This is a genomic window from Pseudarthrobacter sp. 01T43, assembly GCF_056398665.1.
In genome coordinates this window covers 132,977-144,470 of record NZ_JBFTPV010000008.1, presented here as the reverse complement: position 1 = coordinate 144,470, position 11,494 = coordinate 132,977, and the positions used below count along the sequence as shown (strand labels likewise).

General features: G+C 64.3%; 12 protein-coding genes. 8 read left to right on the top strand and 4 right to left on the bottom strand.

Annotated elements, in window-relative coordinates; genetic code table 11:
- Positions 1-397: 397 nt before the first annotated feature.
- The 6 genes from rpsB (at position 398) to AC1DIM_RS10215 (ending at position 5,417) form a co-directional block, all read left to right on the top strand.
- Complete coding sequence (gene rpsB / locus AC1DIM_RS10240; protein WP_477710370.1) at positions 398-1,291, top strand: 30S ribosomal protein S2; 894 nt, start codon at positions 398-400, stop codon at positions 1,289-1,291.
- 128 nt (positions 1,292-1,419) lie between these two features.
- Complete coding sequence (gene tsf / locus AC1DIM_RS10235; RefSeq protein WP_190988617.1) at positions 1,420-2,256, top strand: translation elongation factor Ts; 837 nt, start codon at positions 1,420-1,422, stop codon at positions 2,254-2,256.
- Between the two features lie 127 nt (positions 2,257-2,383).
- The gene (gene pyrH / locus AC1DIM_RS10230; protein ID WP_477710369.1) at positions 2,384-3,121 is read left to right on the top strand and encodes a UMP kinase; all 738 of its coding nucleotides are present in this window, start codon (positions 2,384-2,386) and stop codon (positions 3,119-3,121) included.
- Between the two features lie 123 nt (positions 3,122-3,244).
- A complete protein-coding gene (frr, locus tag AC1DIM_RS10225; protein WP_477710368.1) occupies positions 3,245-3,802 on the top strand; it encodes a ribosome recycling factor in 558 nt (185 codons plus the stop codon).
- A complete protein-coding gene (locus tag AC1DIM_RS10220) occupies positions 3,802-4,725 on the top strand; it encodes a phosphatidate cytidylyltransferase (RefSeq protein WP_477710367.1) in 924 nt (307 codons plus the stop codon). Before frr ends, AC1DIM_RS10220 begins: the two co-directional genes overlap by 1 nt.
- Before the next feature lie 107 nt (positions 4,726-4,832).
- Complete coding sequence (locus AC1DIM_RS10215; protein ID WP_477710366.1) at positions 4,833-5,417, top strand: DivIVA domain-containing protein; 585 nt, start codon at positions 4,833-4,835, stop codon at positions 5,415-5,417.
- Positions 5,418-5,432: 15 nt separating this feature from the next.
- Here AC1DIM_RS10215 and AC1DIM_RS10210 read toward each other — a convergent pair whose 3' ends face one another.
- The 4 genes from AC1DIM_RS10210 to AC1DIM_RS10195 form a co-directional block, all read right to left on the bottom strand.
- Positions 5,433-6,896 (bottom strand): sodium/solute symporter, encoded by a 1,464-nt coding sequence (locus AC1DIM_RS10210; protein ID WP_477710365.1) that lies wholly within the window; start codon positions 6,894-6,896, stop codon positions 5,433-5,435.
- Between the two features lie 7 nt (positions 6,897-6,903).
- Positions 6,904-7,254: a DUF485 domain-containing protein gene (locus tag AC1DIM_RS10205; RefSeq protein ID WP_477710364.1), complete on the bottom strand. Its 351-nt coding sequence runs from the start codon at positions 7,252-7,254 to the stop codon at positions 6,904-6,906.
- Positions 7,251-7,970, bottom strand: coding sequence for a LytR/AlgR family response regulator transcription factor (locus tag AC1DIM_RS10200; RefSeq protein ID WP_477710363.1), 720 nt, complete (start codon positions 7,968-7,970; stop codon positions 7,251-7,253). Before AC1DIM_RS10200 ends, AC1DIM_RS10205 begins: the two co-directional genes overlap by 4 nt.
- Positions 7,971-8,058: 88 nt before the next feature.
- Complete coding sequence (locus tag AC1DIM_RS10195; RefSeq protein WP_477710362.1) at positions 8,059-9,249, bottom strand: sensor histidine kinase; 1,191 nt, start codon at positions 9,247-9,249, stop codon at positions 8,059-8,061.
- A 181-nt stretch (positions 9,250-9,430) separates the two neighbouring features.
- Here AC1DIM_RS10195 and AC1DIM_RS10190 point away from each other — a divergent pair, with 181 nt between their 5' ends.
- Both AC1DIM_RS10190 and AC1DIM_RS10185 read left to right on the top strand, forming a co-directional pair.
- Positions 9,431-9,811, top strand: coding sequence for a DUF485 domain-containing protein (locus AC1DIM_RS10190; RefSeq protein WP_255769630.1), 381 nt, complete (start codon positions 9,431-9,433; stop codon positions 9,809-9,811).
- Entirely contained in the window at positions 9,808-11,424 is a 1,617-nt protein-coding gene (locus AC1DIM_RS10185; protein WP_477710361.1) for a solute symporter family protein, read from the top strand. Before AC1DIM_RS10190 ends, AC1DIM_RS10185 begins: the two co-directional genes overlap by 4 nt.
- The last annotated feature ends 70 nt before the right edge of the window (positions 11,425-11,494 follow it).

Sequence of the window (11,494 nt, the reverse complement as noted above, 5' to 3'; positions counted from 1 at the left end):
GCTTTCCGTGCCGGGTTAGCCGCCGGGAGTGCCCGGCTCTGCCATGTGGAAAACGCCTGCGGGAGGCCCCGCTGCTGTCCGGTTGGTATCGGCGCCTGTAGTACACTTGGTGGAGCAGTTTGCTGTGCCCTCAACGCTCTTGCGTCGGCACGCCTCATTCAGGAATGCGGGGGAGCAGCGACTGACTACGCGCATCCAGACCTCCGATTCTGAAGCCCCGGCTTTGTTTGAGGAGGATTGCGCCTCTTGCGGTCAGACCCTCGCGGGCCTGATGAGAGTCGCAATGGATGCCAGGAGCACGGCCCGTCCCGGGCCACGCTAATCAACCGTCAACTATTGGCAGGGTAAGAGGGCCGCAAGGCTTTCTCATGAATGACCTGCCGGAAGGAGCGTCGGCATGCCCGTCGTAACTATGCGCCAGCTGCTTGACAGCGGCGTCCACTTTGGACACCAGACCCGCCGTTGGAACCCGAAGATGAAGCGATTCATCTTTACGGAGCGCAACGGCATCTACATCATCGACCTTCAGCAGTCGCTGTCCTACATCGACCGCGCCTACGAGTTCGTCAAGGCCACCGTTGCACACGGCGGCACCGTACTGTTCGTCGGCACCAAGAAGCAGGCTCAGGAAGCAATTGCTGAGCAGGCAACCCGCGTTGGCCAGCCCTACGTAAACCAGCGCTGGCTCGGCGGTATGCTGACCAACTTCCAGACCGTTTCCAAGCGCATCCAGCGCATGAAGGAACTGGAAGAGATCGACTTCGACGACGTCGCCGGTTCCGCGTACACCAAGAAGGAACTGCTGCTCCTTCGCCGTGAACTCACCAAGCTGGAGACCAACCTCGGCGGTATCCGCAACCTGACCAAGGCACCGTCCGTGCTTTGGATCGTGGACACCAAGAAGGAACACCTGGCTGTCGACGAAGCCAAGAAGCTGAACATCCCCGTTGTGGCCATCCTGGACACCAACTGCGATCCCGACGAAGTCGACTTCCCGATCCCGGGYAACGACGACGCCATCCGCTCCGTRAACCTGCTGACCCGCGTTGTCGCAGACGCCGTTGCAGAGGGCCTCATCGCCCGCAACCAGCGTGCAACCGGCACCACCGAAGCTCCGGAAGAGCCGCTGGCTGAATGGGAGCGCGAGCTCCTCGAAGGAAGCAAGACTGAAGCTCCCGCAGCTGCTGCTCCGGCAGAAGAAGCTCCGGCTGCCGAGGAAGCTGCGGCTGCTCCGGCTGCCGAGGAAGCCCCGGCCGCTGCCGAGGCTCCCGCCGCCGACGCGGACAAGTAAGACAAGTAAATCCGGATTATCCGGCGCTGTCCGCAGCGCCGGATCACTGACAGGATGGCGGCTCACCCGGTGAGCCGCTGTCCTGTCGGTCCGTACACCACATAAATTTTCTAGACAGAGGGGTTCACATGGCGAACTACACTGCCGCTGATATCAAGGCTCTGCGCGAGCGCACTGGCGCCGGCATGATGGATGTCAAGAAGGCTCTCGACGAAGCCAATGGCGACGCCGAGAAGGCCATCGAGATCATCCGCATCAAGGGCCTCAAGGGCGCTACCAAGCGCGAAGGCCGCTCCACCGCTGAAGGCCTGGTTGCTGCCAAGGTCAGCAACGGCGTCGGCGTCATGATCGAGGTCAACTGCGAGACCGACTTCGTTGCCAAGGCTGACAAGTTCATCCAGCTGGCCGACAAGGTCCTGACCGTTGCTGTTGAGTCCGGCGCTGCCGACCTCGACACCCTCCTGGCCACCGAAGTTGACGGCAAGCCGCTGTCCGAGGTTGTCGTCGAAGAAGGCGCAATCCTGGGCGAAAAGGTTGTTGTCCGCCGGATCTCCCGCATCGAGGGCGGCACTGTTGACGCCTACCTCCACAAGACCTCCAAGGATCTCCCGGCCCAGGTCGGCGTCCTGTTCGCTGTCGACGGTGAAGGCGAAGCCGCTGCCACCGCCGCACACGATGTTGCAGTCCACATCGCAGCGATGTCCCCGAACTACCTGACCCGCGAAGACGTTCCGTCCGATCTGGTTGAGTCCGAGCGTCGCATCGCCGAAGAGACTGCCAAGGCTGAAGGCAAGCCCGAAGCCGCCATGACCAAGATTGTGGAAGGCCGTGTCACGGGCTTCTACAAGGGCGAGGTCCTGGTTGACCAGGCCTTCGCCAAGGACGCCAAGAAGTCAGTGGCGCAGGTCCTCGAAGAGGCCGGCGTCAAGGGCACGTCCTTCGCACGCTTCCGCGTCGGCTCCTAGTCGAATCCGCTAAAGGGGTGGCCACTTCGGTGGCCGCCCCTTTTGCATGCACCCGGCAAGGGCCAATGAGACCTTTGACCGCCAGGCACGATAACCTTTTTCAGAGTTCACCAACGGGAAGGCACCCATGGAAGCCGTCAATACTTCAAGCCAGCCGGAAAAGAACCGACGCCGCGTCCTCCTGAAACTCTCAGGTGAGGTCTTCGGCGGCGGAAAGCTGGGCGTTGATCCTGACACTGTCCGCGGCGTCGCCAAGCAAATCGCTGCAGCAGTGCCCGACGTCGAAGTCGCCATCGTTGTGGGTGGCGGAAACTTCTTCCGCGGGGCGGAGCTGTCCCAAAGCGGCATGGACCGTTCACGCGCAGACTACATGGGCATGCTCGGCACGGTCATGAACTGCCTTGCCCTCCAGGACTTCCTGGAGCAGGCCGGCGTCGAAACCAGGGTCCAGAGCGCCATCACGATGGGCCAGGTCGCCGAGGCGTACATTCCGCGCCGGGCCATCCGGCACATGGAAAAGGGCCGCGTCGTCATCTTCGGCGCGGGGGCGGGACTGCCGTATTTCTCCACAGACACCGTCGCTGCCCAGCGTGCCCTGGAGGTCCATGCAGACGTCGTCCTGATGGCCAAGAGTGGCGTGGATGCCGTCTACACCGCGGATCCCAAGAAGGATCCAGCTGCCGAGCGCCTGGACACACTGAGCTACGACGACGCCCTGCGCCGCGACATCCGCGTCATGGACCAAACCGCGATGACCATGTGCAAGGACAACAACCTATCCATGGTGGTCTTCGGGATGGAAGGTGAAGGGAACGTTACCCGCGCCATCCGGGGCGAAAAGCTGGGTACCCTGGTGACCCCCTAGCTACGGCTAGGATGATTTCAGCACGGTTCCATCCCCGCTGGCAGGACCAGCGATGGAACCAGGAACACTGAACCAAGATTGTGCAGCCGGTATGCGTACTGCACTGATTTCTGAGGAGAGACCGTGATCGAAGAAACCTTGCTCGAAGCCGAAGAGAAGATGGACAAGGCTGTCGAGGTAGCCAAGGAAGACTTCGCCTCGATCCGCACCGGACGGGCAAACCCCGGCCTCTACAACAAAGTGCTGGTGGACTATTACGGCTCACCCACCCCGCTGCAGCAGCTGGCGTCCTTCGCCATCCCGGATGCACGCACCATCCTCGTCACGCCGTTTGACAAGACCGCCCTGCGCGACATCGAACGTGCCCTCAGTGACTCGGAGGTGGGCGCCAACCCCTCCAACGACGGCAACGTCATCAGGATCACCATTCCGGACCTGACCCAGGAGCGCCGCAAGGAGTACGTGAAGATCGTCAAGACCAAGGGCGAGGACGCGAAAATCTCCATCCGCAACATCCGCCGCAAGGCGAAGGAAACACTGGACAAACTCGTCAAAGACGGCGAAGCGGGCGAAGACGAAGGCAACCGCGCCGAGAAGGAACTGGATGCCCTGACCAAGTCGCACGTCGACGGCATCGATGAGCTGCTCAAGCGCAAGGAAGCAGAGCTGCTCGAAGTCTGATGAGCCAGGCAGAGCAGGCCCCTGCACAACGGGCGCGCACGAGGGGGAAACAGCCGCGGAGCAACCCGACGCCCAAGGCTGGCCGGAATCTTCCGGCGGCGATTGTGGTGGGGCTGGCCATGCTGATCGGCGTGCTCGGGGGACTGCTTTTCCTCCCGCTCGGATTCGTTGCCGTCACTACGGGGTTCGCTGTCTTCGGCGTCTGGGAGATCTTCCGTGCTCTTGAGGCCAACGGAACCCGGATGCCTATTGTCCCGGTCATGGTGGGCACTATCGCCATGCCGTTCGCCGCATACTTTGGTGGCTTGGAAAGCCTCCTCTTTGCCATGCTCCTGAGCTGCGTGGCGGTGCTGCTGTGGCGATCGGTGGAGAGCCCCGCCGGATCGGCGAACAGCATCTTTGCCGGAGTTTTCACGCTCGGCTGGGTGCCGTTCTTCATCAGCTTCGCGGCACTGCCGCTGCACGCCGTCGGTGTCGCCACCCCGGTGGGGCTCTGGCCCGGCGGGACCATTCCGCCGGGAGCTTGGCAAGTGGCGGTCATGCTTCTGCTGGTGGTCTCGAACGATACGTTCGGGTACCTCGTGGGAGCCTCCCTCGGCAAGCATCCCATGGCGCCGAAGATCAGCCCCAAGAAATCCTGGGAAGGGTTTGCCGGGTCGATTGCCGGGGCCATGCTCATCGGAATCCTGGCCTGCATCTTCATTATCGACAGGCCCTGGTGGGTGGGTGTGATCCTGGCGGTGGGCCTCGTTGCAGCCTCCACGGCGGGAGACCTCGCCGAGTCGATGGTCAAACGCGAACTCGGCATCAAGGATATGAGCAGCGTCCTGCCCGGACACGGGGGTGTGATGGACCGGTTGGACTCCATCGTCTTTGCCTCGCCCGTAGCGTTTATCCTCTTCTCCACCGTCTCGGGTGCCTGAGCCAGCCCACACCCACCTGATCACGACCGCCTACCTCGCCGGACATCGGCGGCACCAATAGACTGGTGCCCAACCTGACCCAGCTGAAAAGCAACAAAGGAACAACAGTGGCATTGGATTTTCAACGGAAAATTCCCGCGTCGTTTGAGCGCGTGCGGGGCAACGAGTTTGGTTACAACGCCAAGCAGGTGGACCAGTTCCTGCAGCGGGCCAAGGTGGCGCTCGAGACGCCGAAGGCCACCATCCACGCCGTCAGCAGTGCCGATGTCCGGAGCGTCTCTTTTGACCCGGTCAAGGGCGGCTACTCCGCGGCCGTCGTGGACGCAGCCTTGGACCGCCTTGAAGACGCGTTCGCGCGCCGTGAACGGGACGAATTGATTGCTGCGCGGGGCGAAGATGCCTGGCTCCGCGAGATCGGCAACCTGTCCGGCATCCTTCGTGGCCGCCTGCACCGGCCGGACGGGGAACGCTTCCGGCGCCCCACCAAGAAGAAGACCCGCAGCTACAACATCCTGGACGTGGACAATCTTTGCTATGACCTGATCGGATACCTCGAGGAGGACAAGCCGCTCAGCGTCGACAGCGTCCGCCGGGCCGTCTTCCGCCCCGCGGCGGGCCAGGACGGGTACGAGGAAACCCAGGTTGACGCCTTCCTGGACCGCGTGGTCGAACTCATGGCCGCCATCGACTGACCGGCTTCCGGCCGCTCAGCGCTCTGTCACCAGCGGCCGTTCCGGCGTGTGCAGCCGCGTCATGACCCGTGTCATGGTTTTCGGAATCCGGTCTTTTGTGTGGCGCGAGACCAACACCATCACGGCGAACGCGGCGGGCACAGTCCACGCCGCCGGCTGGGCAAGCCAGAACGGCGTCCCCGCGCCCAGGACGGCGCCGCACACCATGGCGCCGCCACAGAGAACGGCGCCCGTCACCATTCCGGCAATGGCTCCGGTGTCCGTGAGGCCGCGCCACCAGATGCCCAGCAGCAGGACCGGGCAGACCGTGGAAGCAGTGAACGCGAACACGAGCCCCACACTGCCGGCGAGGGCCATGGAATCGGTGGTGAGGGCGAAGCCCAGCGGGACGATGGCGGAAATGACGGCGGCGAGCCGGAAACCGCGGACGCCGCCGCCCAGCACATCCTGGCTGATGACGCCGGCCAGTGAAACCACCAGCCCCGACGTGGTGGAAAGGAAGGCGGCAAACGCACCGGCAACCACCAAAGCCGAGAGCAGGTCGCCGGCAGTACCGCCGATCAGCTGTCCGGGCAGCAGCAGAACCACCGCGTCGGACCGCCCTGACCGGGCGAGCTCCGGCGCGAACATCCTCCCCGCCAGCCCGTAAGCGGTCGGAAAGAGGTAGAACACCGAGAGCAGGCCGAGCACGATCAGCGTGGTCCGTCGCGCCGAGCTGCCGTCGGGGTTCGTGTAGAACCGCACCAGGACGTGCGGGAGTCCTAAAGTGCCGAACAGCAGTGCCACCAGCAGCGAGACGTTCTGGTATGCACCGGCGGGAGCCATCGCGGTGGGGTTCACGGCCGCGGGGGCCACGGCAGCGGTCCCGTTGCCGGCCAGCGTGAAGACAATGAACAGGACCGGAACGGCCAGGGCAGTGAGCTTCAGCCAGTACTGGAACGCTTGCACAAAGGTGATGGAACGCATGCCGCCTGCCACTACAGTCAGGCACACCACAATCACCACGGCCGCTGAGCCCACCCATGGCGGCAAGCCGGTGGAGATGCGGATGGTAAGGGCGGCGCCGTGGAGCTGCGGCACGATGTACAGCCAGCCCACGGCCACTACCACCAGGCTGGTCACCCTGCGCACGGCCCGCGAATCCAGCCTGGCCTCGGTGAAGTCAGGGATGGTATACGCCCCGGAACGGCGCAGCGGGGCGGCCACAAACAGAAGCAACATCAGGTACCCGGCGGTGTAGCCGACAGGGAACCACAGCGCATCTGTTCCCGAGAGCAGGATCAGCCCGGCCACACCCAGGAAGCTGGCAGCGGACAGGTACTCGCCCCCGATGGCCGAGGCGTTCCACCATGGCCGGACCGTCCGGGAGGCAACATAGAAATCGCCGGTGGTGCGGGAAATCCGCAGCCCGTAGAAGCCGATCACGGCCGTCGCCACCGAGACGACAACGAGGGCCACCACACCGACCGCGGGATTCATCGGGAGATCACCTGTCTCCGGCCAGGTCGCGGTACCGGGCCTCATTCCGGGCGGCCGTGCGGATGAAGAGCCACGCGCTGAGGCCAATGACCGGGTAGATCCCCGCACCCAGCAGCAGCCAGTCGAAGGGGATGCCCCAAATCCGGGCCTCGGCGAGGCCGGGCACTGCTGCCAGCAGCACCGGGAAGGCGCCGAGGATCAGCATGAAGCCGACGGCCACCACCAGGGCAAGCCGAAGCTGGGAACGGATCAGGGACCTGACGAAGACCTGTCCCACCTCTGATTCCTCGGCTGCCTCGCGTGTTTCGCCGGCCGGGCGGAGTGCCGAGCGCGGCGCAGTAACGCGGACGCGTGTCATGCCTGAGGCCGGATTCGGGTGGCTTCCAGCTTTTCCCTGACCGTGGGAAGGTGGCGGCGGCTGATGGGAAGGCTGGCGCCGGCCACCGAGACGCTGGGCCTGTCGGCAGCCAGCTTCATGGACGAGACGTGCTTCAGCGCCACCAGGTAGGACCGGTGTGTCCTAATGAAGCCGGCGTCCGCCCACTGCTGCTCCAGGTCGGCCAGCGGTACCCGGATCAGGTAGCTGGCGTCCGCGGTGTGCAGCCGGGCGTAGTCTCCCTGCGCCTGGACGTACGTGACGTCGTCGCGCCGGATCATCCTGGTGGTGCCGCCCTGGTCAACGGTGATCATCTCAGGCGCGGCGCCGCCGTCGCGCAGGAGCTCGCTGATCCTGCCTACCGAGCGCGCCAGCCGCTCGGCCCGGATGGGCTTGAGCAGGTAGTCCACGGCAGCCAGTTCGAAGGCTTCCAGGGCGCAGTCCTCGTCCGCGGTGACAAACACCACGGCCGGTTTCTTGCTGCTGCGTGAGATGGCGCGGGCAACATCAAGGCCGGACACGGCGGGCATGTGGATGTCCAGGAAAACTGCGTCCACGGATTCGCTGCTGAGGGCCCGCAGCGCCTCGGAACCGGAGGAGGCACGGTGAATGGTGCCAATGCGCTCGTCCCTGCCCAGCAGATATGCCAGTTCCTCCACGGCGGGTAACTCGTCGTCGGCGACGAGAACATTAATCATGGTCCTACAATATCCGCCGGAGGCGGTTGGAAGCGTGCGGTTGGAAGCGTGCGGCTGGAAGTGTGCGGCTGGGATCAAGGTGCCGGACTCAGGCATCGTGGCCGGGTTGGGACTTGGGTACGCGCAGGGTGATCAGCGTCCCTTCACCCGGTGCGGTCTCTATCACCAGGCCGTGCTGGTCCCCATAGACCTGGCGGAGCCGGGCGTCCACGTTGCGCAACCCCACGTGGTCCCCGTCCCGGTGTCCGGCGAGCATGGACTGGAGTTCGGCAGGATCCATACCCACGCCGTCGTCCTCGATGGTCACCTCCGCGAAGGCGCCCGAATCGTTGGCCGTAATGGTGATGTGGCCGGCGCCTTCCTTGGCCTCAAGGCCGTGCCGCACAGCATTTTCCACCAGCGGCTGCAGACTCAGGAACGGGATAACGGTGCCCAGCACCTCCGGCGCAATGCGCAGGCTGACCTGCACGCGCTCCCCGAACCGGGCCCGCTCCAGCAGCAGATACCGGTCGATGCAGCGAAGTTCCTCTGCGAGGGTGGTGAAGTCACCGTGCCGCCGGAAGGAGTACCTCGTGAAGTCCGCGAACTCCACCACGAGTTCCCGGGCCCGTTCGGGGTCAGTGTTGATGAACGACGCGATGGCGTTGAGCGAGTTGTAGATGAAATGCGGGCTGATCTGGGCCCGCAAGGCACGCACTTCAGCTTCCATCAGCAGCGTCCGGGATGCATCCAGCTCCGCGAGCTCCACCTGGACGGCCACCCAGTCGGCCACTTCGCTGGTGGCGCGCACCAGCCCGGCGCCTGCCGAGGGGGCAAACGCCGCCACAGCGCCCACTACCCGTGAACCGGCGCGCACCGGCGCGATGACTGCGGCCAGGGCGCCTGAGGCAGGCTCCACGCCCAGCTCCCGGGCTTGAAGCACCGTGGTGCGTCCGCCCGTCAGGACATCGGCGGCCAGGCCCATCAGCAGCGGCTTCAGTTCCTCGGCCGCCCCATCCCAGGCCAGTAGGCCCGCCGTGTCCGTGATGGCCAGCGCATCGCAGCCCAGCAGGGCGCGAAGTTGTTTACTCGCCTTGGCGGCCCCCGCCGGATTGAGTCCTGTGCGCAGGTGCTGCCCCGCCCGGGACGCCGCGTGGAGGGTCTTGTAGGTAGCCTGCTCGGCGTCGGTGCCCAGCTCGCGGAACGACCGCAGCAGCTTGATTCCCAGACCAACGACGACGGCGATCGCCAGGGTGATCACTGCAACTGCGGCGGCAGTCAGGAGGGGGGAGTCCGGCATGCTGCCAGCGTAGCGTCGGCTGCCGTTAGGCGCAGCATCGTGACCGTTGGGCGACCGTTAAGCCCGTCGCTATGTAATGCAGCCCCTACGCGCGCGCACAGTGATTGCAGTCACATTGGCGGCACCCTGCAGGCAGGAGTGGCTGGCTGGTGGACAGTCAAACTCTCAATGAGGAGGAACGATGGGTAATGATGCCCGGACTCCGGACGCAGCGGCGTCCGTAGACTTCGAAGAAGTCCAGTCGACGGCGCGGTTCCAGGAACTGCGCAAACGTCACCGCAGCTTTGTATTCCCCATGGCCGTAGCGTTCCTGCTGTGGTACTTCGCGTACGTCCTGCTGGCGGACTACGCAGTCGGATTTATGTCCACCAAGGTGTGGGGCAACATCAATATCGGCCTGATCCTTGGCCTCCTGCAGTTTGTGTCCACGTTCGCCATCACCGGCTGGTACGTCAGCTACTCCAACCGGAAGCTTGACCCCATCGCGGCGGAGATCCGCCACGAAATCGAAGGCCATGAATTTGATAAAGACGGCAACCGCGTGACCGGAGTGAACAAATGATCGGGATCGCCACGTCAGTTGACGTTACCCAACTCAAGGAAACCACGCTCCTCAACATGGGGATCTTCGCTCTGTTTGTTGCCGTCACCATGGTGATCGTGCTGCGGGCCAGCCGGAACAATAAGACGGCCGCGGACTACTACGCGGCCGGCCGTTCCTTCACGGGCTCCCAGAACGGAACCGCCATTGCGGGCGACTACCTGTCCGCGGCCTCGTTCCTGGGCATCACCGGGGCCATTGCCGTCAACGGCTATGACGGCTTTATGTACTCCATCGGCTTCCTGGTGGCCTGGCTCGTGGCTCTGCTGCTCGTGGCTGAACTGCTGCGGAACACCGGCAAATTCACCATGGCCGATGTTCTCTCCTTCCGGCTCAAGCAGCGGCCGGTCCGTATCGCGGCCGCCATTTCCACCCTGGCCGTCTGCTTCTTCTACCTGCTCGCGCAGATGGCCGGAGCAGGCAGCCTGATCTCACTCCTGCTGGGCATCAGCGACTGGGGCGGCCAGGCGCTGGTGATCATCGTCGTGGGTGCCCTCATGATCATGTACGTCCTGATTGGCGGCATGAAGGGCACCACCTGGGTCCAGATCATCAAGGCGATCCTGCTCATTGCCGGCGCAGCCGTGATGACGCTCTGGGTGCTGGCCATCTACGGCTTCAACCTCTCCAATCTCCTCGGCGCAGCCGTTGAAACCTCCGGCAACCCGGCCGTGCTGAACCCGGGCCTGCAGTACGGCAAGACCGAAACGTCCAAGCTGGACTTCATGTCCCTGGGGCTCGCGCTGGTACTCGGCACTGCAGCCCTGCCACACGTCCTGATGCGCTTCTACACCGTCCCGACGGCCAAGGAAGCTCGCAAATCCGTGGTGTGGTCCATCTGGCTGATCGGTATTTTCTACCTGTTCACCCTGGTCCTGGGCTACGGTGCCGCCGCGCTCGTGGGTGCTGAAACCATCAAGACCGCTCCGGGCGGCGTCAACTCCGCGGCACCGCTGCTGGCCTTCCACCTGGGCGGCCCGCTGCTGCTGGGCTTCATCTCGGCGGTGGCCTTTGCGACCATCCTCGCCGTGGTTGCCGGACTCACCATCACCGCGGCCGCATCGTTTGCCCACGATATCTACGCCAACGTGCTTTCCAAGGGCAAGGCGGACGCCGACACCGAGGTCAAGGTGGCGCGGCGCACCGTAGTGGTCATTGGCATTCTCGCCATCCTGGGCGGCATCCTCGCCAACGGCCAGAATGTGGCCTTCCTGGTGGCCCTCGCCTTCGCCGTCGCGGCATCGGCCAACCTGCCCACCATTGTCTACTCCCTGTTCTGGCGGCGGTTCACCACCCAGGGTGCCGTGTGGAGCATGTACGGCGGTTTGGGTTCGGCCATCCTCCTGATCATCTTCTCGCCCGTTGTGTCCGGCGGTGCGACGTCCATGATCAAGGACGCCCACTTCGCCATCTTCCCGCTCAGCAACCCGGGGATTGTGTCCATTCCGCTGGCGTTCCTGCTCGGCTGGCTCGGCACCGTGCTGGATAAGAAGCGCGAAGACTCCAGCAAGCAGGCCGAAATGGAAGTACGGTCACTCACCGGCGTCGGTGCGGAGAAGGCCGTGGACCACTAACACCAGGCAAACGAACGACGGCGGCCCGGAAGCCGCCGTCGTCCGCTTGCGGGGGTCCGGGCCTTGTACA

What these genes read in the sequence shown, in the direction of transcription:
- tsf (WP_190988617.1), top strand. Translation starts at nt 1,420, where the DNA reads ATGGCGAACTACACTGCCGCTGATATCAAGGCTCTGCGCGAGCGCACT.
- pyrH (WP_477710369.1), top strand. Translation starts at nt 2,384, where the DNA reads ATGGAAGCCGTCAATACTTCAAGCCAGCCGGAAAAGAACCGACGCCGC.
- AC1DIM_RS10220 (WP_477710367.1), top strand. Translation starts at nt 3,802, where the DNA reads ATGAGCCAGGCAGAGCAGGCCCCTGCACAACGGGCGCGCACGAGGGGG.
- AC1DIM_RS10210 (WP_477710365.1), bottom strand. Translation starts at nt 6,896, where the DNA reads ATGAATCCCGCGGTCGGTGTGGTGGCCCTCGTTGTCGTCTCGGTGGCG.
- AC1DIM_RS10205 (WP_477710364.1), bottom strand. Translation starts at nt 7,254, where the DNA reads ATGACACGCGTCCGCGTTACTGCGCCGCGCTCGGCACTCCGCCCGGCC.
- AC1DIM_RS10200 (WP_477710363.1), bottom strand. Translation starts at nt 7,970, where the DNA reads ATGATTAATGTTCTCGTCGCCGACGACGAGTTACCCGCCGTGGAGGAA.
- AC1DIM_RS10195 (WP_477710362.1), bottom strand. Translation starts at nt 9,249, where the DNA reads ATGCCGGACTCCCCCCTCCTGACTGCCGCCGCAGTTGCAGTGATCACC.
- AC1DIM_RS10190 (WP_255769630.1), top strand. Translation starts at nt 9,431, where the DNA reads ATGGGTAATGATGCCCGGACTCCGGACGCAGCGGCGTCCGTAGACTTC.
- AC1DIM_RS10185 (WP_477710361.1), top strand. Translation starts at nt 9,808, where the DNA reads ATGATCGGGATCGCCACGTCAGTTGACGTTACCCAACTCAAGGAAACC.